At 40.6% G+C, this 20,929-nt stretch carries 20 protein-coding genes; 1 reads left to right on the top strand and 19 read right to left on the bottom strand.

Going from position 1 to position 20,929, the window contains the following annotated elements; all coding sequences use genetic code 11:
* Positions 1–6 precede the first annotated feature (6 nt).
* The 18 genes from flhA to GQR45_RS05345 form a co-directional block, all read right to left on the bottom strand.
* Entirely contained in the window at positions 7–2,118 is a 2,112-nt protein-coding gene (gene flhA, locus GQR45_RS05430; RefSeq protein WP_010553901.1) for a flagellar biosynthesis protein FlhA, read from the bottom strand.
* Between the two features lie 72 nt (positions 2,119–2,190).
* The gene (gene flhB / locus GQR45_RS05425; RefSeq protein WP_007585806.1) at positions 2,191–3,321 is read right to left on the bottom strand and encodes a flagellar biosynthesis protein FlhB; all 1,131 of its coding nucleotides are present in this window, start codon (positions 3,319–3,321) and stop codon (positions 2,191–2,193) included.
* Between the two features lie 9 nt (positions 3,322–3,330).
* On the bottom strand, positions 3,331–4,110 hold the full coding sequence (fliR, locus tag GQR45_RS05420; protein WP_007585805.1) for a flagellar biosynthetic protein FliR: 780 nt from the start codon (positions 4,108–4,110) through the stop codon (positions 3,331–3,333).
* Positions 4,111–4,112: 2 nt separating this feature from the next.
* Entirely contained in the window at positions 4,113–4,382 is a 270-nt protein-coding gene (fliQ, locus tag GQR45_RS05415) for a flagellar biosynthesis protein FliQ (RefSeq protein ID WP_002959325.1), read from the bottom strand.
* A 40-nt stretch (positions 4,383–4,422) separates the two neighbouring features.
* Positions 4,423–5,163: a flagellar type III secretion system pore protein FliP gene (gene fliP / locus GQR45_RS05410; protein WP_165725378.1), complete on the bottom strand. Its 741-nt coding sequence runs from the start codon at positions 5,161–5,163 to the stop codon at positions 4,423–4,425.
* 4 nt (positions 5,164–5,167) lie between these two features.
* Entirely contained in the window at positions 5,168–5,551 is a 384-nt protein-coding gene (fliO, locus tag GQR45_RS05405) for a flagellar biosynthetic protein FliO (protein ID WP_007377952.1), read from the bottom strand.
* Positions 5,548–5,946 (bottom strand): flagellar motor switch protein FliN, encoded by a 399-nt coding sequence (gene fliN / locus GQR45_RS05400; protein ID WP_007585803.1) that lies wholly within the window; start codon positions 5,944–5,946, stop codon positions 5,548–5,550. The genes fliO and fliN overlap by 4 nt, the downstream gene beginning before the upstream one ends.
* 20 nt (positions 5,947–5,966) lie before the next feature.
* The gene (gene fliM / locus GQR45_RS05395; protein WP_007585802.1) at positions 5,967–7,058 is read right to left on the bottom strand and encodes a flagellar motor switch protein FliM; all 1,092 of its coding nucleotides are present in this window, start codon (positions 7,056–7,058) and stop codon (positions 5,967–5,969) included.
* 9 nt (positions 7,059–7,067) lie between these two features.
* On the bottom strand, positions 7,068–7,598 hold the full coding sequence (fliL, locus tag GQR45_RS05390; protein WP_165725377.1) for a flagellar basal body-associated protein FliL: 531 nt from the start codon (positions 7,596–7,598) through the stop codon (positions 7,068–7,070).
* Positions 7,599–7,655: 57 nt separating this feature from the next.
* Entirely contained in the window at positions 7,656–9,737 is a 2,082-nt protein-coding gene (locus GQR45_RS05385) for a flagellar hook-length control protein FliK (RefSeq protein WP_165725376.1), read from the bottom strand.
* Between the two features lie 89 nt (positions 9,738–9,826).
* Entirely contained in the window at positions 9,827–10,273 is a 447-nt protein-coding gene (gene fliJ, locus GQR45_RS05380) for a flagellar export protein FliJ (RefSeq protein WP_002959337.1), read from the bottom strand.
* Positions 10,273–11,607: a flagellar protein export ATPase FliI gene (fliI, locus tag GQR45_RS05375; protein WP_024589949.1), complete on the bottom strand. Its 1,335-nt coding sequence runs from the start codon at positions 11,605–11,607 to the stop codon at positions 10,273–10,275. Before fliI ends, fliJ begins: the two co-directional genes overlap by 1 nt.
* Positions 11,608–11,625: 18 nt before the next feature.
* Positions 11,626–12,432 carry a flagellar assembly protein FliH gene (gene fliH, locus GQR45_RS05370; RefSeq protein ID WP_165725375.1) on the bottom strand — a complete coding sequence of 269 codons (807 nt, stop codon included), beginning with the start codon at positions 12,430–12,432 and terminating at the stop codon, positions 11,626–11,628.
* A 3-nt stretch (positions 12,433–12,435) separates the two neighbouring features.
* Positions 12,436–13,476, bottom strand: a complete 1,041-nt coding sequence (gene fliG / locus GQR45_RS05365) for a flagellar motor switch protein FliG (protein WP_007581881.1) — start codon at positions 13,474–13,476, stop codon at positions 12,436–12,438.
* Complete coding sequence (gene fliF, locus GQR45_RS05360) at positions 13,469–15,184, bottom strand: flagellar basal-body MS-ring/collar protein FliF (protein ID WP_007581880.1); 1,716 nt, start codon at positions 15,182–15,184, stop codon at positions 13,469–13,471. Before fliF ends, fliG begins: the two co-directional genes overlap by 8 nt.
* 20 nt (positions 15,185–15,204) lie before the next feature.
* Entirely contained in the window at positions 15,205–15,537 is a 333-nt protein-coding gene (gene fliE / locus GQR45_RS05355) for a flagellar hook-basal body complex protein FliE (RefSeq protein WP_007581879.1), read from the bottom strand.
* 156 nt (positions 15,538–15,693) lie between these two features.
* Positions 15,694–17,160: a sigma-54 dependent transcriptional regulator gene (locus GQR45_RS05350; RefSeq protein ID WP_165725374.1), complete on the bottom strand. Its 1,467-nt coding sequence runs from the start codon at positions 17,158–17,160 to the stop codon at positions 15,694–15,696.
* Positions 17,157–18,269, bottom strand: a complete 1,113-nt coding sequence (locus tag GQR45_RS05345) for an ATP-binding protein (protein ID WP_007581877.1) — start codon at positions 18,267–18,269, stop codon at positions 17,157–17,159. The genes GQR45_RS05350 and GQR45_RS05345 overlap by 4 nt, the downstream gene beginning before the upstream one ends.
* Positions 18,270–18,401: 132 nt before the next feature.
* Between GQR45_RS05345 and GQR45_RS05340 the strand changes: the two genes are divergently transcribed.
* On the top strand, positions 18,402–18,995 hold the full coding sequence (locus tag GQR45_RS05340) for a DNA-3-methyladenine glycosylase I (protein ID WP_165725373.1): 594 nt from the start codon (positions 18,402–18,404) through the stop codon (positions 18,993–18,995).
* Between the two features lie 338 nt (positions 18,996–19,333).
* Here GQR45_RS05340 and GQR45_RS05335 read toward each other — a convergent pair whose 3' ends face one another.
* Positions 19,334–20,770: a sigma-54-dependent Fis family transcriptional regulator gene (locus GQR45_RS05335; protein WP_007581875.1), complete on the bottom strand. Its 1,437-nt coding sequence runs from the start codon at positions 20,768–20,770 to the stop codon at positions 19,334–19,336.
* Positions 20,771–20,929 lie beyond the last annotated feature (159 nt).

Here is a 20,929-nt window from a genome sequence, read left to right as displayed (position 1 = left end):
AAAATCTTATTGTTGGCCTACAGAGCTAACAATCTTGATCTGTCTTTCGTCTGGTACCTCTTGATAAGACATCACTCTCAATCCTGGAATGGTGTACTTAACAAAACGAGATAACACAGTGCGTAACATTCCTGACGTTAGCAATATAGAAGGTTCACCGGCCATTTCTTGATTTTGATGCGCTTGTGTCAATGACACTTGAAGTCGCTCTGCAAGTCCAGGCTCAATACCGGCACCTTCATCGCCTGCATTTTGTAATGACTGATGCAACATCTGTTCCAACTCAGGTGCCAAGGTTATGACAGGGATTTCTGATGACATGCCAACCGCATCTTGAACAATTAACCGACGCAGAGAAATACGCACTGCAGCCGTTAATACATCAGGGTCTTGGCTACGCGGACCATACTCAACAAGGGTTTGAACAATTGAGCGCATATCGCGAATAGCTACACCTTCATTCAATAAATTTTGCAGTACTTTTACAATTGCAGTTAATGGCAACACATCAGGTACTAGTCCTTCCACTAAGCGAGGATGGCTTTTAGCAAGCATATCAAGCAGGTTTTGAACTTCTTCATGCCCTAGTAGCAACGCCGCACTGTTAGTTAATAACTGGCTAATATGAGTGGCGACTACCGTGGCTGAATCTACAACGGTATAACCTAGTGATTGCGCTTCATCTTTTTGATCAGGCTTGATCCATACTGCATCAAGGCCAAACGCAGGATCTTTAGTTTCAACCCCTTTAATAGGACCAAATACTTGCCCTGGGTTAATCGCTAACTCGTCGCCATGTTTAAGTTCGCTTTCACCTGTTGAAACACCCATTAGCGTTATTCTGTAAGCATTAGGGTCAAGCTCTAAATTATCGCGAATATGAACAGGTGGTACTAAAAAGCCAAGTTCTTGAGAAAGCTTTTTACGTACACCTTTTATACGATTAAGTAACTCACCACCTTGAGATTGATCTACCAACGGAATTAATCTGTAACCTACTTCTAGGCCAATTACGTCAACCTGCTGAACATCATCCCAACCAAGTTCTTTTTGCTCTTGTTTATTGGCAATACCTGTTGCAGCGCTTCCGCCACTGGCGGCCTCTTCGGCTTCTGCTGCAGCGGCTTTTAACTTAGTTTGCTGTGTGTAGTAAGCTAAATAACCCAATAACGCACCTAAACTTAAAAAAGCAAAATGCGGCATACCAGGCACTAAACCCATGATGATCAAAATACCTGAAGCAATAAAGAGTGATTTTTCGTTACCTAGTTGTTTCTTAAATTGGTCACCCATATTGAGCGACTCATTTTGACGTGTTACAACAATCGCGGTACCAATTGAAAGCAGTAAAGAAGGGAGTTGAGCAACTAAGCCATCACCAATGGTAAGTAATGTATATACTTCCATTGCGTTGCCAAAACTCAAATTATGTTGAATCATACCGACAAATAAACCACCAACAATATTGATGATTAATATAACAATACCTGCAATGGCATCGCCTTTTACAAATTTACTCGCACCATCCATTGAGCCGTAAAAATCAGCTTCGCGAGTTACTTCCTCGCGGCGGTCACGCGCTTGCTCAGCACTGATAAAACCAGCGTTTAAATCGGCGTCAATTGCCATTTGTTTACCCGGCATTGCATCAAGGGTGAAACGTGCAGATACCTCAGAAATACGCCCAGCACCTTTAGTAATTACCACAAAGTTAATAATGATCAGAATTAAAAATACGACCAAACCAACTGCGTAGTTACCACCAATAACAACTGAGCCAAACGCTTCAATTACTTTACCGGCAGAATCACCACCATTATGACCTTCAAGTAATACAACTCGAGTGCTGGCAACGTTAAGCGCTAAGCGCATAATCGTAGCGATTAGTAATACAGAGGGGAATATACCAAACTCAACCGGCTTCATCGTGTAAACAGTCACGAGTAAAACCACTAATGCGAGGGCAATATTAAACGAGAAAAGGATATCGAGTAAAAATGGCGGTAACGGTAAGATCACCATTCCCAAGGCTGCAAGCACAAGCAAAGGAGTACCTACCCCTTTGGCATAGTCTTTTTTGTCTCTGTTAAGTTGTTGTAATACCGCTTTAAAACTCATAATTCTACAATTTCAAAAAATTGACACTACGTAGAATTTGCAATAACTATTCCAAGTTACTAAGTTAACGGTTTAATACTTGTAGGCATCGGGGATTGGGAGCTTATTATTAAGTTTAGTTGGGCGTTTTCCGCGCCCTTTATTAAAGCGCTTAAGCTGAAATACATACGCTAAAACTTGCGCTACTGCAGTAAATAGCTGATCGGGTATTTGCTCTCCTACTTCAGCCGTATGATAAAGCGCTCGGGTCAGCATAGGGGATTCTAAAATAGGTACTTCGTTCCCTATTGCTACTTTTCTAATTTGCATCGCCATTTCATCAATACCTTTAGCAAGTACTATGGGCGCTCCTGCGCGCTCTGTATCGTATTTTAATGCTACTGAGTAGTGAGTTGGGTTGGTAACAATAACATCAGCGTCAGGGACATCTTGCATCATACGGTTTTGCGACATTTGCCTTTGAGTTTGCCTAATACGCGCTTTTATTTGTGGGTCACCTTCAGAGTTTTTATACTCATCTTTAATCTCTTGCATTGTCATTTTAAGTTGTTTGTTATGGTTATAACTTTGAAATGGTGCATCAATAGCCGCAATAATAATTAAAGTGCATGAAAGGCCTAAAAACATCCAGCCTAAAATCTCTAAGGCATGGATAATATTACCTGGCGCACTTTCTAAACTTAAATGCAGTATTTCATCAAAATAGGTATTAATTAAAAATATAGCAAAACTTGCAACCAAACCAAATTTTAAAAGTGACTTTACAAGCTCAATAGCCGCTTGCGGGCCAAACATACGTTTAAAGCCTTTCATTGGCGACATTTTACTTGCTTTAGGTGCAGCGGCTTCCCAGCTAAAATTAAAACCACCTAGTAACGTATTCCCAATAAATGCAGCCAAAACTATAATTAATACAAACATAGCCATAGGAAACATTAAAGCGTCTGCAACCTCTCCCCATACGGCAAACATTTTAGTGGTATCAAAGGCTTCGTTGCGATTTAAGCTAAGGGTTCGGCCCATTACATTGTATAAACCTTTGCCAATTTCTGGCCCATACATCAAAAGCGATATAGCCGAAAAAATAAGTACAAACATGGTGCCTAGCTCTTTTGAGCGCGCTATTTGGCCTTTCTTTTTAGATTCTTCAAGTTTTTTGGATGTGGGTTCTTCTGTTTTTTCTTGTCCTGAGTCTTCAGACATGACTTTCTCCTAAGGTGAGCAACCAACTAAAGTACACATTAGCTCAACCATTTTTAACCATTGAAACTCAAACTGAGTAACAAAGTTACCTAGTGTCGCCCAAATAATAATAAGCCCCGCTACCAAGGTAAACGGAAAACCAATGGAGAAAATATTTAATTGCGGTGCTGCACGCGTCATAATACCAAACGACATATTAATAACGAGCATCGCGGTAAGCGGTGCAAGTGAGAGTACAAGTGCTGTAGTAAACATCCAGCCACCCCAGGTCACTATGTCCCAGTAATGATCTACAGACCACCATGTGCCATCAATGGGTAGCACTTGAAAACTATGCACCACCATTTGAATCATCATTAAATGACCGTTAAAAGCAAAAAATAATAGGGTGGCCAAAATAAGAAAAAACTGGCCCACAGCAGGCACACTCGCACCATTAGAAGGGTCAATAACCGAAGCAAAACCTAAACCGGTTTGCATCGCGAGTATTTGCCCTGCTAACACAAAAGTATTTAATAAAAGTATAGATGCAAAACCAATAGCAACACCAATCAGCATTTGTTGAATAACGACTAAAATCATCTCAAACGAAAATAAATTAGTGAATGTAGCTGGGGGCAGAACAGGAACTACAACAAAAGTTACAACAACCGATAAACCCATTTTTATACGTGTAGGAACATTTTTAGCCCCCAAACCAGCCATAATCATAATCATTGAGCTAATGCGTACCAGCGGCAACAAAAAATCGCTCAACCATTGAATAACGACAGCAAAGGGGTATTCCACGCTTAACCTGCAATTTCAGGAATAAGTAATACTAGGCGAGTAAAAAAGTCCATTAGCTCTTGAGTAAGCCAATGCCCACCCACAATAAGCGCACTAATGGTAATTAATAAACGAGGTAAAAAGCTCAATGTTTGTTCATTGATAGACGTTGCGGCCTGAAACACAGCCACAACTAAACCAATAATTAAGCCTGGGACTACAATTGCAGACACCAGCTTGATAACTAAAAAAAGAGCGTCACTTAGGATATCAACAAAAATTTCCGGTTCCATGTTGTACTCCTATTGTTGGGTCATGTTAATGCTTTGCATACTAAGTCCCTAAACCAAAGCTTTTGGCTAGAGTCCCCATCACTAAGCTCCAACCGTCTACAAGTACAAATAACATAATTTTAAACGGTAAGGACACAATCATGGGTGAAAGCATCATCATACCCATCGCCATTAATACTGAGGCGACCACTAAATCAACAATTAAAAATGGGATAAAAAACATAAACCCTATTATAAATGCGGTTTGCAATTCGCTGGTTACAAAGGCGGGTATAAGCACTATTAACGGTGTATCTTGTGGCGAATCTAGCTGATCGTAACCGGCAATTTTAGCAAACGTTTCTAAATCTTTAAGACGAACTTGAGAAAGCATAAAGGCTTTCATTGGCTCTTTAGCCAGCTCTAATGCTTGTACTGAAGTAACCTGCTCATTTAAGTAAGGCTCTATAGCTCGCTCGTTTACCTGCTGATAAATAGGCGACATTATAAAAATACTTAAAAAAAGCGACATACCTAATAACACTTGGTTTGACGGTGTTTGCTGCAAACCAATTGCTTGGCGCAAAATGGCGAGTACAACAATAATTCGTGTAAAGGAGGTCATCATAATTATGGCAGCCGGTATAAAACTCAGCGCCGTCATAATTGCTAAAACTTGTAACGTTACTGAGTAATCTTGTGTGCCATCAGCGTTTGTTGTAATAGTAAGCGCATCAATTCCTTCTGCGCTTACATTTGGTACAAACACCATGGCAAAAATAATAAGCAGCCACTTTGTCATAGGTTTAATTCTTTTTATTTTGGTTTGATTGCGGGTTTAAAAGTTTACCAAATCGTTTAGCTAATTCAGGTAGTTCTTTTTCACTTAATGGGGTTTCTAACTTGTGTAAGTAATTAATACTGTGGGGAGTTACACCAAGTAAATGCTGAGCATTATCTATCTCAACAACCATTAAACGCTCGCGAGAACCCAAAGGTAGACTTCTGACTACTTTAAATTCATCGCTGTTTGCTAAATTTGGATTAAGCTTTTTAACAAAAAATGCCAGCACAATAATTAGTACTAGCACCATTACAAGCGACAGCACCATAGAGAGTATATCTCCAGTTGGTGTTGCCACATCTGCTTTTGAAAAAACGGAACTCGTTAAAGCAACTAATAAGCTCATCGTAGTTTTTTGATCCGCTCTACTTGGCTTATCACGTCAGTTAAGCGAATACCAAACTTGTCGTTTACTACAACTACTTCACCATGGGCTATCAAAGTACCGTTAACTAGCACGTCTAGCGGCTCGCCCGCAACACGGTCAAGCTCAACAACAGAGCCTTGGTTAAGTTGCAATAAGTTACGAATATTAATTTTAGAGCGCCCTACTTCCATTGAAATAGTAACGGGGATATCTAAAATAGTGTCGAGTTTTCGTTTTTCATCGCCACTCATTTCGTGTTTTGAATCACTTAACTCATCAAGCTCTGCAACATGTGCTTCGCTACTATCATCTGGAGCTTCGGCTTCTGCTAATGCTGCTGCCCATTCATCCATTGTGTCTTGATCATCGCTCATACTTTTAACCTTTTAATCAATTACCAGTCTAAGTCTACACCGTCAGAGAGGTGTAAATCATCTTCTAGTTCTGCTAATTCTGCATCTGAGTCAATTTTCTTGCCGCCTTTGGTAAATACATGCAGCTCAGATTTAACTGAATCAGGTCGTTTAATTTTTTCACTAATTTGAAGCGCAACATTATCGCGAGAGCGACCCATTTTGGCTCTAAATGTAGGTAGTTCTTCAACAAACACGGTTATATGCTCAGGCATTTCAACCGGAATAATATCACCGGCTTTGAGTTCCATAATTTGTTTTAAGGTTAAATCAACTTCAAGTAACTGAGTTGATATTTCAACCTCTACATCCATTATTTCATCGCGAAGCGCTTTGCTCCAACGCAAATCAGTATCTTCAGTATCAGACTGAACACCCGCATCTAACAGCTCTCGAATTGGCTCAAGCATTGAATACGGAAGTGCAATATGAAAATCGCCGCCGCCGCCATCGAGCTCAATATGGAAAGAACTAATAACCACAACCTCTGTTGGGCTTACAATATTAGCCATAGCTGGGTTTACTTCAGAATCGAGATATTCAAACGATACATCCATAACCGGTGCCCAAGCTTCTTTATAATCTTCAAAGATTATTTTAAGGAGCATTTGTACAATTCGGCGCTCTGTTGGGGTAAATTCTCGGCCTTCTATTTTTGCATGATAACGCCCGTCACCACCAAAAAAGTTATCTACCAAAATAAACACAAGTCGTGCTTCCATGGTAATCAGGCCAGTGCCTTTTAAAGGTCTAAAACGGACCATATTTAAGCTGGTTGGAACAAATAAAGTATGAATATACTCGCCAAACTTAATCATTTGCACGCCGTTAATAGACACCTCTGCGGTGCGGCGCATCATGTTAAATAGGCTAATTCGCATATGACGAGCAAAGCGTTCATTAACAATTTCCAGCGTCGGCATACGACCACGCACGATCCGATCTTGCGAAGAAAAATCGTACTGAAGCGTACTTCCCCCGCCATCTTCACCTTCGTGTATATCTTCCTCTTCAACGTCATCAACGCCATGTAATAGCGCATCAATTTCGTCTTGGGATAATAAATCGCTCACGCTAACCCCTTATTGCATCACAAAGCCGGTAAACAATACCCGCTCTATTACTTTGCTGCCTTCAACATCCATTAAGGCTTTTTGTACCTTTTCAAGTGCAGAAAAACGAAGTGTTTCTTTACCAGAGCTCGTACTTAACTCATCAGCAGTTGTAGTAGAAAACACGCTTAGTAGCGTCCCTTCTATTAGTGGAATGTGTTTTTTGGCTGTTTCTTCATTTACTTCGCCACGTACTAGTAACTGCACTTTAATTTGCACAATTCTGTCGCGACTTGAACCGGGAACGTTAAATACAAATGGGCGTGGCATTGACACATATAAAGCACTGCCTATTTCAGCTGAATCACCAACTGCAGCAGAAGGTGCATCTGCTGACATCGCAGTCTCTTCATCTAAGGTTTCAACTGGCGCATCCGAACCCGACATAAAAAAGTAACCTGCAGCACCGCCTACAATAAATAGTACAGCTACTATGATTATTATTAGTTTCTTTTTACTTTTACCGGTTTCTTCAATTTCTAAACTTGTTTCTTCAGCCATCATGATTCCTTTAATCGCAAAGGTACTTGCTTGTTTTAGTTATTATAATAGCAGCACTTAGGCATAGTAATCTATTGATGATGAAGTTTGTTGTCGAGAACTTTGTGCAGTGTTATTTGCTTGCTCGTCGTTTTCATCATTAACTGACTTATTATTAGCCATATTACCTTGGGGTCCACTCTCACTTTGCTCGGCAGTTTCACCACCTGATTGCCCGTAAGAAATAGTGCTTTCACCAAGCTCTAACCCTTGTTGCGCTAACATTTCACGTAAGCGCGGCATTGATTGTTCAAGTGCTTCTTTGGCTTGCTGGTTTTGTACTACAAAGTTTATATGTGCTTGTTCTGCATCGCTACGAATACGTATTTGCATACTGCCCATTTCGGGAGGATCTAGGCGAATTTCTGCTTCTTTGTTATTAATGCTCAGCATTGAGCTAACGCGCTCTTGCAGTAATTTAGCTGCATCACTTTTAACAATATTAATTGCCTGCATTACACCAGGATCAATACTTACTTGCTTAACTTGCGATGTACTTTGTAATTGTTGAGTTTGTATTATTTGGGTATCAAGTAAGCTCTGCTCGTAACTTAATGAGTCGTATTGGCTTAATGTGCTCGTTTGCTGAGTATTTAAAGCAGCTGTAATTTGCGTAAATACTTGTGCCACGCGTACAGGAGTTTGTTCTGCAGTTATTTTTTTAAGGCCATCTTTTTGTAATTCTTCAAGTGATTTTAATAAATCATCACCCTTAGTTGAGGTTGTTACGGCTTTATTTAAATCAGCCCCTTCGTTTGTCGATGTCTTTAAGCTTAACTTTTGTGGATTATATACTGTATTAGGAGTCTCTGACGCTACAAACGTTTTTGAGTCGGTCTTAGCGGTATCGGCAAGTCCTATTTCAATTGAAGCTTTTAATTCATTAACTGTTTGCTTAAGCACTTCCAATTGCTCGCCTTTAGGCTGCTCTGCTTTAATATAAGCGTTTAATTGCGTTAATAAGCTTTGTTTTTCAGCTGTATTAAGTGAATTGATTTCTGCGCTAAAAGATTGTTTTGTGCTAGTGCTCTGCGTTTTTTCGTTATCAGTAATAAATTGCGCAAGCATTTGCTTAAGATTTGAAGTGCTACTAGTTGCGTTACTTGTTGAATCAGTATTTTCTAATACTTTAACTTGCGCGTTAAGTTGTGAGCGCTGCTCAGGCGTTAAACTAGCAATAACATCATTAGCTTTAATTAAGCTCGCATCTTTAGTCATTAACGTATCTATTGCTGCATTATTATCAGCTTCAGTTGCGACTAAAGAAGACTGAGTAACGCCCGCTTTGTCGGTGAGTGTTGGCAAAACTATATTATTTTTATCAGCAGACTTATTTTGTCCTAGCTGCTCTTTAAAACTCATTGATGCAACTTCAGGTTTTTCTAATATAGGGCCAATGCTGTCATCGGGCTTTTTATTTATAGAATTTAATGGCCCTTCAATAGCTTCAGCAACACCACTTTTACGATGCTTGCCTTCATTTAATGGTAACGAATTCAAAGATGGTGAGCTAAAGTTATCGCTTTTTGAATCAGTTAATTTAGCCGTTTTAGAGTCTATATTAGTGGCAATTGGATTTTGCACTACACTGGCTGTATTCGCTTCTTTAGCCGATACTTCATCACTTGTATTAGTGGATGCAATTATTGGTGTGCTTTGTAATTCTGTATTCTCTATTTCTGTGTTTTCTATTTCGGTATTCTCTGCTTGTGTAGCTTCTAGCTCTGCATTTTCTGATTCTGAACTGTTAGTTGCATCGAACGGCTTATTGACCGAAGTGCTCATTGCTTGTGCTGAATTAATTTGATCAAGCATCTCAACAGACACAAAAGTAACTTCGTCTGTTGTTATTTCATCTAGCTTTATGCTCAGATTTTCATTTTCTTCTGGCTGTTTATGCTTAGGTATGGCAATCGAATTTTCGGCATCGGGATTTTTATTGCCTTTAAGCAATGGCTCCATAGAGTTATGCGCTTCGTTTAGCTGACTTAAAAATTCATCGCCTAAATTTTCTTCGCCATTAGCTAAGCTATTGTCTTTAAAAGCTAACAGTGAATCTTTTTCAGAAGAAACTAAAAACGAAATGTTATTCATCGCCATAAATCACCTAATACCATTACGGCAATATGCCACCGCATACCGCCAAAAGTTGAATTCCACTAAGTAACAAAGCAATTAACGTGCCTGAATTACAAAGCTTTACGACGTTGAAAAAACTGATTAGCTGAAAATTCATCTAACATTTTTTGCTCATTTTTTGCCATTAACGCATTTGCTTTGAGTTTTTGATTTTCGATTAGTTTGGCAACTGCTTTAGCTTTAATTTGCTGCTTAAGCCATAGAGTTTTACGTTGAGTAACAACTTGCTTAGCGGTATTTACGGTACTTGCTTGTTGGCGAATTGCCTCTTCAATTTTAGCTATAAAAGCATGGTACTGCCCAAACCCTGCACTAGATAAACCCGACTTACCTTTTAGGTGTAACTGCTGAGAGTATTCAAGTCTAAAATTGTTTAAACCTTGTAGTTTTTGTTGGTTTGCTTGCAAGTTTTGATTGGCTTGTAAGTAACTCATGCGCAAATTTTCTTCTTTATCATTTTCAATTTTGAGCAATAAATCGAGTTTGTTTTTAGCCATTATGCTTGTCCTAATAACTGAGCAAGTCCTTGCAGACCATCATCGTAACTAATGACATCTCGCATACCTTGTTGTAAAAATGCATTCACTCTTGGCATCATATTTATAGCTTGGTCGAGCATTTGATCGGTCCCTTTTTGATAAGCGCCTAACGTAATCATGTCTTTGTTTTGTTGATACATTGAATACACTTGTTTAAGCACTCGGGCTTGTTGCATATGCGGCTCAGAAACAACTTGAGGCATAACACGCGAAATCGACTTTTCAATATCTATAGCGGGATAGTGCCCACTGTCAGCTAAATCACGCGATAGTACAATGTGTCCATCTAATATAGCTCGCGCTGCATCAGCAATAGGGTCTTGCATATCATCGCCTTCACTCAACACCGTAAAAAAGCCAGTAATTGAACCTTGCCCTTCACCGCCATTACCAGCACGCTCCACCAGCGCAGGTAATTTAGCAAACACCGAAGGCGGATAACCCTTTGTAGCGGGCGGCTCGCCAACAGCAAGTGCAATTTCACGTTGTGCCATTGCATAACGCGTTACCGAATCGAGTAACAATAATACGTTTAAACCCTGATCTCTAAAATACTCTGCAATAGTTACGGCGCTCTCACAGCCTTTTAAACGCATAAGTGGTGATGAATCAGCAGGCGCTGCGACAACAACTGAGCGTTTGCGCCCTTCTACACCGAGTATTTCTTCAATAAATTCTTTTACTTCGCGGCCACGCTCCCCCACTAAGCCAACAACAATGACATCGGCTTCGCTACCTCGGGTCATCATACCGAGAAGTACTGATTTACCCACACCAGAGCCTGCAAACAAGCCCATACGCTGGCCTTGCCCTACTGTGATAACCGAGTTAATAGCACGCACACCTACATCCATAGGCTTAGTGATTGGTCTTCTTGAAAGCGGGTTTATAGTATTTTGCGCAAACTTTAAATGATGCTCAGCATTAATTTTACCTAAGCCATCTAGCGGTCGCCCTAAACCATCCACCACGCGGCCTAATAAACTCATCCCTACAGGTAAACCTAAATTATTTACTTGAGGAATAACACGCGCACCAGGTAATACACCAGAGATGTGGTCGTTAGGCATTAAGTACAAAGTTTGATCGTTAAAACCGACTATTTCGGCGTCTACAAAGCCGTTCATAGTTTCTATTTTACATTGGCTACCAACGGGTGCACGTAAACCTCTAGCCTCAAGGGTAAGGCCAACAACACGCGTTAAAATACCTGCCACAGCAGGCGCTGGGGTTTTAATATGTTGTTGATATTGAGATAAGCGTTCGCTTAAAGGTGCACGTTGAGTTGACATAACACGCCAATAAAATAGTTAGATACCACTATTATGCAAAAAACTATCCAACGTTTCTTTGACACGTGTTTTAAAGGTCATGTCGAGTGACGATTGCGCTGTTTTAACTTCACAGCCACCGCGCTCAAGAGTGGGCTCTGCCATTAATTGCCAGTTATTATCAATAATGGTTTGTTCGCCGTAGCTCTCTTTTATGAGTTCTAAATCTTCGGGGTTTAAATGGATTCGTACTTTTTCTTGCTCCGCATTAAGTGAATCAATACTTTGCTTTAAAGTATGTAAAATCACTTCAGGCGATGTTTTTACTTCTTGATAAATAACAGCTTCCGCCAACATGCTAGCAAGTTGTACTAATTGCTTCTCGGCTTGTTCGTCCACTTTATCTAGCGGTGCAGTTAGCCCCTCTAAAATGGCTTTTAAACTTGTTAACTGCTCTTCAATTAATGGTTTTACATCTTCAAGGCCTTGTGTTTTACCTTGCTCTAAGCCTTCTTTGTAGCCAGCTTCTTTACCTTCGCCAACGCCTTTTTCAAAGCCGTCTATGTAGCCTTGCTCATGACCTTGTTTAAGGCCTTCTTCGTACGCGTCTTGTCTAATGCGTTCAAGCTCAACCATGGTAAGCGCAGGGAGTTCTGGTTCTTGTGGCTCATCAATAGGCATTTCTTCGGCTAATTCTTTTTTGTACAACTCACTAAGCGGTGTGCCGTAAGCCGTAGAGCGATTGCCAAAGCTGCTCTCATCTGGTGCTACATCTGGAATAGCCCAGTTTTTTAATAATTCATCGGCTTCATCAGCCCGAAGTGTGCGTCCTTTGAGTTTGCTCATAGTTTACAGGAACTCCTCGCCACCGCCGCCGCCCAGCTGAATTTCACCTGAGTCAGATAAACGACGCGCTGTTGATAAAATCTCTTTTTGCGCCGCTTCTACTTCGCTTATGCGTACCGGTGCCATAGCTTCTAAATCATCAGCAAGCATTTCGGCTGCACGCTTAGACATATTGCCCAGTATTTTGTCTTTAAGCGCATCGTCGGTGCCCTTAATTGCTTTCATTAATACGTCTTGTTGTACTTCTCGTAGGATTGCTTGAATACCGCGGTCTTCAACATCCATTAAGTTTTCAAACACAAACATAAGATCTTGAATTTGCTGCGACATCTCTTCGTCATGTTCACGAATAGAGTCCATTAACTGCCCTTCTACGTTGGTATCTAGGTAGTTCATAATATCTGCCGCTGCTTTTAAGCCACCCATTTTAGCGGCTTGTGCACCTGCTTGGCCGGCAAATTGTTTTTCCATAATTTCGTTTAGCTCTTGCAGTGCTGCCGGCTGAACTTCTTCAAGGTTTGCAATACGCATGGTTAAATCTAAGCGCACTTTTTCAGGGAACTGAGCAATAATCTCAGCAGACTGCTCTGGCTCTAAGTACGATAATACAATGGTTTGAATTTGTGGATGCTCATTACGAATAATGTTTGCTACCTGCTTAGAGTCCATCCATTTTAATGAATCCAAGCCTTTAGCGCCTGAGCCCATAACAATTTGGTCAATAAGGCTAGCGGCTTTGTCTTCACCAAGTGCTGCTGTAAGCGCTTTTTTAATAAAGTCTTCTGACTGAAAACCAATGGTACTAAAGCTTTGAATTTGTTCTATAAACAAGTTGTGTACAGCGCTAATCTTAGCTTGTGATAAGTCCTGTAACCCAGCCATCGCCATACCCACTTTTTGCACCTGTTTAGGTTCTAAGTGTTTAAGGATTTGCGCGGCATCTTCTTCTGATAAACTCAAAAGTAATATAGCGGCTTTATCTACCCCATCTAGCTTATCAACATCAAAGGCTGGCGGGAGTTGTTTTTGTTCTTGATCAGTCATCTTCTGTTAACCACGCTTTGACTACTTGTGATGATAGTTCTGGTTCGTTAGCTACAAGGGCACGAATTGCTTTAAGTAAATCTTCGTCGCCATGTAAATCCGGTAACTGCAGTGTACCATCACTTGAGAAACCAACCGAAGCAGAATCAAAGTCTTTATTTAGCATATCAAGTGTATTGTCGCCAATATCTACGCCTGAACTTAATGCATCTTCGTCGTATTCTTCTAGTGTATCGTCTGGGTAAATTAAGCGTTTAAGCATTGGTTTTACTACTGCCATTATCAATACAATGATAACTAAGGCGCCTAATACAAGGCGGGCTATTTTCATAAACCAGTCTTGTTCCCACAGTGGCACTTCTATTGCTAAATTTGTTTCTTCACGTACAAACGGCACTGTCACGACTTCAAGTGCATCACCACGTTGCATATCAAAACCTACACCACCTTGTAGTAAGCGACGAATATTTGACAATGCCTCTACCGAACGTGGAGTCATGGTTGTTTCACCGTTTTCTCCCACTTTAGCGATGTAGTCAACAGCAACTGATACGCTTATTCTACGTATTACACCACTTTGCTGGCGCTTGTGCGAAATGGTTGTATCGAGTTCATAATTACGCGTGGCTTCTTTGTGGCTGCGTGTTGGTGATGTAGCTGTGCCTGCACCACCTTGCCCCGCAACCTCAGGAATGTTCGAGTTTAACGGTGGCTGATTTGTAAGCGCACCTGGAATACCAACAGCTAGGCCGCCAATGTTATTTTCTTCAAATGTGGTTTCGCTTCTAACCGCTGGTAGGTCTGGGTTATAACGCTTTTGAGTTTCCTCAATCGAGCTAAAGTCCATACTCAAATCAACTTGAGCTGTATAGTTTGCAAGCCCAACAACCGGTATTAAAATACTGTCTATTTTTTCAAGGTACTCTTGTTCGCGCTTACGTTCTAAATCGTATTCTTTACGAGAGCGTGCTGCTAATGAGCTTTGCGAACCTGAATTTAGTAATCGACCATTTTGATCGGTAACAGTAACTCGCATAGGCTCTAAACCCTGTACTGCCGAAGCAATCATATCAACAACAGAATCTACTTCTTCACGGTCAAGTGAGCGTCCACGTTTGAGTGTTAATACAACAGTTGCTGATGGTTTTTTCTCTCTGCGGGCAAATACGTTTTCTTTAGGAATGGCTAACAATACTTTAGCGCGAGTAATATTATTAAGCTCTTCAATGGTCCGTGCTAATTGCTGTTCACGGCCATGTTTTAGGCGTTCGCGCTCTAAGCGTTGGCTTACACCAAAGCCCATATCTTGCATAATTATATCAGAGCCAGATGCTGGCCCTTGCTCTAACCCTTCGCGGGTCATTAACAATTTAATATTTTGGTATTCGCTTTCATCAACCGATACAACATTGCCATCTAGTTGATATTCAATTTGTTGCGCATCTAAAAAGTCGAGTGTTTGAATAAGCTCTTCAGTTTGCATTTTGCCTAACGGGCGCATATCTGGCTGACGAGCCCAAATAATAATGAAAATCGCGATAGCTAAACAAATAGCCAATGCTATAACCAATGTTACTTGGCGCAATACATCAACACCATTTAAAGCACTTAAGTAGCCTGACTTTTGTTCTTGTTGATCATCACCACCACTTTGGTCAATACCGCCACCAGCAAGTGCTAGGTCTGTAGATTGGTTAGATTGCGCCACAATAATTCTCCACTACCTAATTAAACAGGCATGTTCATGATTTCTTTATAAGCTTCAACAAGTTTATTACGAACCTGTACTGTAGCCTCAAAAGCAACTGACGATTTTTGAGAAGCAATCATCGCCTCAGCAAGCGATACACTTCGATCACCCATCTCAACTGCTGTTACTTTTTGCGCGGCATCTTGTTGTAATCCATGCACTGAATTTAGTGCATCACTTAGCATGTCGCCAAACTGGGAAGTAGAAGTAGGTTGAACTTGAGTCGGCAATTTATTTATTTGATTATTACGGCCGGCTTCTAAAGCCATTGATTGCATTTCTTGAAATACAGCACTGTTTTGAATTTTCATAATTTATCTCTGACACGCAGTGAACTCTTACAAGTAATAAAGCACAAAGCATGCCAAATAATTAATCATTAAAATACAATAGGTTAACTTTAATTTGTGTTAGTCAGAGTTTTGACAACCCTAAGTTCGTAGCGCAAACTTAGGGTTTATAGGAGGTTATGCAGGAAGTGAAATACCTAAATCGCGCATTTGCGCTAGTTTATAACGTAAAGTTCGTGGGCTTATGCCCAACGTTTCGGCAACGTCTTTACGCTTGCCTTGGCAACGTGCAAGGGTTTCTAAAATAATGCGATGCTCTTTGTCTTTAAGCTCATCTTTATAGCTACCGGTATCTGCCGCTAGTAAACCTTGCTTAGGCTCATCCTCGGCATGCGATTTTTCATCATAATATGCAGAGCTTAGCGTGCTTTTGTCAACGCCTTTATCTGCGTGAGCTAATTCTGTTGGCGATACTGTTTGCGCTGGTGCCAATGATGGCTCCATAACAAAGTTATTAGATACTAAGTTTTCGATAAAAATAGCATGCTCGTTTATTGTGTTACCCGTGCGCAATATAAGTGCACGCTGTATAACGTTATCAAGCTCGCGCACATTACCAGGCCACGCGTGAGCCAGTAACTTTTGCTCGGCAGCTTTATCTAAATACGCCATAGGCTCTTTGCTTTTACTTATATGGCGCTCAATTAAATGCTTAGCCAATACAATAATATCGCCAGGGCGTTGGCTCAATGGTCGCCACATAAGTGGAAAAACATTAAGCCTGTAATATAAATCTTCTCTAAACTGATTTTCAGACACAGCTTCTTTTAAATCACGATTACTGGTTGCCAAAATACGTACATCGAGCTGAATTGTTTTACGCCCCCCTAAACGCTCTACTTCACGCTCTTGCAGTACGCGTAACAGTTTAGCTTGTAGTCCTAAGTCCATCTCAGTAATTTCATCAAGTAAAATAGTACCGCCTTGTGCTTGCTCAAACTTACCCGGACATGCTTGAATCGCCCCCGTAAAAGCCCCTTTTTCATAACCAAATAACGTGGCTTCGAGCATATTTTCAGGAATAGCCGCGCAGTTAATCGCTACAAATGGCTCATTACATCGGCTCGACTTATCATGAATATAACGCGCAAGTACTTCCTTACCAGAACCACTTGGGCCAAGTACCATTACACTTGCATCAGAGCGTGCTACTTTACTTGCAAGCTCCAATAATTGAATACTAGTTGGGTCAGCAACAATGGGGCCGTCGGTTTCTTTTGCTTTTTCAGGCAAATAACGGCTCACCATATTTAACAGCACTTCAGGTGCAAATGGTTTAGCCATGTAGTCAATTGCACCTAGGCGCATGGCTTCTACCGCATCGTCGATTGTGGCGTACGCCGTCATCATCAATACAGGTAAATCAGGGTGGTTTAATTTAATACTGCGTAGTAAATCAAGGCCACTCATTGCGCCCATTTGCACGTCGCTTACAACAAGCGAAAATTGATCTTTTTTAAGCAGTAACATAGCTTGCTCAGCACTGCTCGCTGCAACACATTCAATACCCGACATTTCAAGGGTATCTATTAAGGCTTCACGAAGCCCAGCGTCATCTTCGACAACTAAAATAGTGTTACTCATAATGATCCCTCTAATTTAGATGTTGCCTTAATAGGCAGTAACAAGCTAAAGCAGGCACCACCCTGCGTATTATTGGTCACATCAACACGGCCTTGGTGCGCACTAGCCACCGAACTCACTACAGCAAGTCCTAAACCTGTGCCCTGACTTTTTGTAGTAAAAAATGGTTCAAAAATTTTATCGCTTTGGCTTAAATCAACACCTGGGCCATTGTCGCTCACGCTAATACGAACCATATCTAAATCTTTTAAATCTCTTTGTGCGCTAATTTTTACTTTTGCACCGCCGCCAATAACTTGAATACTATTGTGCACAAGATTTTGAATAGCACTGGCCAATGCCGTTTTATTACCGACTATTTGTATATCTGGCTCTGGTAAGCTTACATCCAGCTCACTTTCATTAAGTGCGACCATCGCATCAGCACCTGCTTTAACTTCTGTTAAAAGCTGCTGCATTGAAACTTGCTCAACAACTTGCTGATCGCCACTTTTGGCAAATAACAGCATGTCGTTTACTTGAGTTTCTAAATCTTTTAAACGCGACATTAACTTTGTTTGAAAGTTATCGCGAGATGCTTCGGGTAAGCGCTTAGACCCTAAATTAGCAGCGTACAGCATAGCGGCTGAGAGCGGCGTACGTACTTGATGCGCCAGTGACGCAACCATTTTACCCAGCGCGCTTAATCGCTGCATATGTGCAACACGTTTTTGTAAACGGCGAGTTTCGGTTAAATCCGTCATTAAAATAAGTTGCCCTGGCTCTGGGGCTAAAGCGGTAATATCAAGTTTTATTAGGCGCCCGTCTTTTAAAGACACTTCGTGACCATCATCTTGATGTGGCCTAAAAGAGCGCTGAATAACATTAAACCAGCGTTCGCCTTCAAGTGGCTCGCCAAGCATATCAATCGCTATTTGATTCGCTTTTGCAATCAACCCTTTGCCATCAAGTACAACCACACCTGCTGGCATGGTATCAACCAAATGTGAAAGCCAACTTGCTTGCTTGCGCAGATCGCTTAATTCACCAATGTACTCCTCTTGAAGTAAACATGGGTTATACTGATTTGCAGAAAAAAACTGTGGTTTAAGCACGCTAGCAAGGGCCATAATCAAATCTCGAATTGATGTAGATATATGTCTAAATGCACGATTTATACCAAAATTTATTTACATACTTATCATTAAGTTACATCAATAATTTGAGCGACATAAAAATGACGCACACAAAAAGGAATAATAATGAGTGAGCAAATAAAGTGCCGTTGCCCGTGGCTCGACACCACTAAACCCGACTACGTTATTTACCATGATGAAGAATGGGGTGTGCCTCTTTATGATGATACAAAACTGTTTGAATTTATCACGCTTGAATCCGCGCAAGCCGGCTTAAGCTGGTACACAATTTTAAAAAAACGCAGCGGTTACAAAAAAGCATTTGCTAATTTTGATGTAGATAAAATGGCACAATTCACACAAGATGACGTTGAGAGACTAATGCTTGATGAAGGGATTGTGCGCAATCGCTTAAAAATTGCGGCAACCGTCAATAACGCTAAACGCTTTATAGAAATACAAAAAGAATTTGGTAGCTTTAGTAACTACCAATGGCAGTTTGTGGGTAATAAGCCGATTATAAGTAATTTAAATAACGTTGAGGACTACCCAGCAATTACAGAGGCATCAACCGCATTTGCGAAAGATTTAAAAAAACGGGGTTTTAAGTTTTTAGGCCCTACAACGGTTTACGCTCATATGCAGGCCTGCGGTATGGTTAACGATCACAGTAATGATTGTTTTAGAAAAGAAGAAATTATTAAGGCTTTTAGTGGGTAAGTGATTTATAGCTATAAAAGTGATTTGTTTACAAAGAGGTTAAGAGACGCTTCGCTTTAGAGAAGTAACGCGTAGGTTGACTATGGCTTCTCATTTACCCTCGTTTTTTCTATTTGTGAAATAACGTTTTATTTAAATGATTAAAAGTCTTGTTTTTCACGCGAGCAAGTCTAGCGTCTACAACAAAAGTAAAAACCGTGTAGGTGCGAATTTACTTCGCGCTCTTGCTAATATTTTTAAGTAAAGTGCGGTATAAAACCGCACCTACAAAACGAGGGGTTATTTATCTACTGTGTTTGGCCAATTTATAACTAAACACTGACAGCTGCTTTTAAACCTTAATCTCTTGAAAGATTATACTTTTTCATTTTCTCAACAAGTGTTGTTCTGCGAACACCTAATATTTCGGCTGCGCGAGCCACAACGTAATCATAGCGCTCTAACGCTTGGGTTATTAAGCTAATTTCAAGCTCTGCTAAATAATCTTTAAGTTCAATACCATCATCTGGCAATAAACCACTACCCGTTTGGCTAAACTCAGCGTCTGGCTCACTTTCGTAATCACTAAAGCCGGTGCTAAATATATCGTTAAAGGCGTCTTTTTCCATTAACTCTTCAGGGTATTCTGGCTCGTAGGCTTCAACTTCAATGTAACGATATTTATTAGGTAAATCAGGTATATCGACCACTTTCTCAGGAAACATAATAACCATTCGTTCCACTAAGTTAGCAAGCTCACGAATATTACCAGGCCAAGCATGTTCTTTTAAGCTCTCAACTGCGCGCTCTGTAAACTTAGCGGTAGAACCAGTCTGGTCGTTAACACGGCGCATTAACTCTTTTAAAAGCAGTGGAATATCATCAGCACGTTCACTCAGCGATGGATTTTCGATAGGAAATACATTTAAGCGGTAATATAAATCTTCCCTAAAACTGCCCTCTTCAATCATTGTTTCAAGATTACGATGCGTGGCTGCAATAACGCGTACATCAGCCTGAATAGCCTTGGTACCACCTACACGTTCGTAGCTGCGTTCTTGCAATACTCGCAGCAACTTAACTTGCATTTGCAGTGGCATATCGCCTATTTCATCTAAAAATAGCGTTCCACCTTGAGCAAGTTCAAAGCGCCCTTTACGAGCCGATATAGCACCAGTAAACGCGCCCTTTTCATGGCCAAATAGTTCACTTTCGAGCAGCTCTGCAGGAATAGCACCACAGTTAACTGGTACAAACGGTCCATTAATACGCTTTGAAAGCAAGTGAACATTACGGGCAACCACTTCTTTACCTGTGCCTGATTCGCCTAAAATTAAAACATTAGCGTCGGTTTTTGCCACTTGTTCTATTAAAAAGCGAACATCTTTTACGGCCTCTGTTTCACCAACAAGTCCATCAAAAATCTTATGCGGTTTAGTATGCTTATGCTCATTAGGCAGCATACGCTGATATTGCTGACAGTCGTGAAGTAACTGAGTTGTCACTTCGTGATTAAATGGCTCGCAAATAAGCCCCACCACATTAGCTATACTTAATAGTGGTTTTAGCGTTTCGCCAATTAATAAAAACGGTAATGTTGGATAGCGTTTAATTAAGCTTTCGTGGTCAAGTGATTGCAACGCTCCTAAAATAATCATGCATTCTTGCTGCTGATATTTTTTGCATTCTTGTTCAAAGCAATCTTCGCTTAATAGTTGAGCAGCTTCACCAATAAAGCCAAGTGAAGCATTTAATCCTATTGCGCGGTTGTTATTATTATCTAAAATCAAGATCATATTTAGCGAGCCGTACTTTCACTAATTTGTATAATTAGTTAAATTGTAAGCCAGTTCAGCATGGATGCAAGTGATAGCGGCAGTTTTTTGACATAAACGCCAAAAAACAGACGGGCTAGTTAAGTCAATCATACTTAATAGTTAATCATTAAGTACCAA

The sequence above is a fragment of the Pseudoalteromonas sp. SA25 genome, assembly GCF_011378705.1.
In the GTDB taxonomy this organism is placed as follows: domain Bacteria; phylum Pseudomonadota; class Gammaproteobacteria; order Enterobacterales; family Alteromonadaceae; genus Pseudoalteromonas; species Pseudoalteromonas arctica.
Note: the sequence above shows the minus strand (reverse complement) of the source record. Positions and strands in the feature narration are given on the sequence as shown.

What these genes read in the sequence shown, in the direction of transcription:
- fliH (WP_165725375.1), bottom strand. Translation starts at nt 12,432, where the DNA reads ATGAGCAAACTCAAAGGACGCACACTTCGGGCTGATGAAGCCGATGAA.
- fliE (WP_007581879.1), bottom strand. Translation starts at nt 15,537, where the DNA reads ATGAAAATTCAAAACAGTGCTGTATTTCAAGAAATGCAATCAATGGCT.
- flhA (WP_010553901.1), bottom strand. Translation starts at nt 2,118, where the DNA reads ATGAGTTTTAAAGCGGTATTACAACAACTTAACAGAGACAAAAAAGAC.
- GQR45_RS05350 (WP_165725374.1), bottom strand. Translation starts at nt 17,160, where the DNA reads ATGAGTAACACTATTTTAGTTGTCGAAGATGACGCTGGGCTTCGTGAA.
- fliQ (WP_002959325.1), bottom strand. Translation starts at nt 4,382, where the DNA reads ATGGAACCGGAAATTTTTGTTGATATCCTAAGTGACGCTCTTTTTTTA.
- GQR45_RS05335 (WP_007581875.1), bottom strand. Translation starts at nt 20,770, where the DNA reads ATGATCTTGATTTTAGATAATAATAACAACCGCGCAATAGGATTAAAT.
- fliP (WP_165725378.1), bottom strand. Translation starts at nt 5,163, where the DNA reads ATGACAAAGTGGCTGCTTATTATTTTTGCCATGGTGTTTGTACCAAAT.
- fliL (WP_165725377.1), bottom strand. Translation starts at nt 7,598, where the DNA reads ATGGCTGAAGAAACAAGTTTAGAAATTGAAGAAACCGGTAAAAGTAAA.
- GQR45_RS05340 (WP_165725373.1), top strand. Translation starts at nt 18,402, where the DNA reads ATGAGTGAGCAAATAAAGTGCCGTTGCCCGTGGCTCGACACCACTAAA.
- fliN (WP_007585803.1), bottom strand. Translation starts at nt 5,946, where the DNA reads ATGAGCGATGATCAAGACACAATGGATGAATGGGCAGCAGCATTAGCA.
- fliO (WP_007377952.1), bottom strand. Translation starts at nt 5,551, where the DNA reads ATGAGCTTATTAGTTGCTTTAACGAGTTCCGTTTTTTCAAAAGCAGAT.
- fliJ (WP_002959337.1), bottom strand. Translation starts at nt 10,273, where the DNA reads ATGGCTAAAAACAAACTCGATTTATTGCTCAAAATTGAAAATGATAAA.
- GQR45_RS05385 (WP_165725376.1), bottom strand. Translation starts at nt 9,737, where the DNA reads ATGGCGATGAATAACATTTCGTTTTTAGTTTCTTCTGAAAAAGATTCA.
- flhB (WP_007585806.1), bottom strand. Translation starts at nt 3,321, where the DNA reads ATGTCTGAAGACTCAGGACAAGAAAAAACAGAAGAACCCACATCCAAA.
- GQR45_RS05345 (WP_007581877.1), bottom strand. Translation starts at nt 18,269, where the DNA reads ATGGCCCTTGCTAGCGTGCTTAAACCACAGTTTTTTTCTGCAAATCAG.
- fliI (WP_024589949.1), bottom strand. Translation starts at nt 11,607, where the DNA reads ATGTCAACTCAACGTGCACCTTTAAGCGAACGCTTATCTCAATATCAA.
- fliG (WP_007581881.1), bottom strand. Translation starts at nt 13,476, where the DNA reads ATGACTGATCAAGAACAAAAACAACTCCCGCCAGCCTTTGATGTTGAT.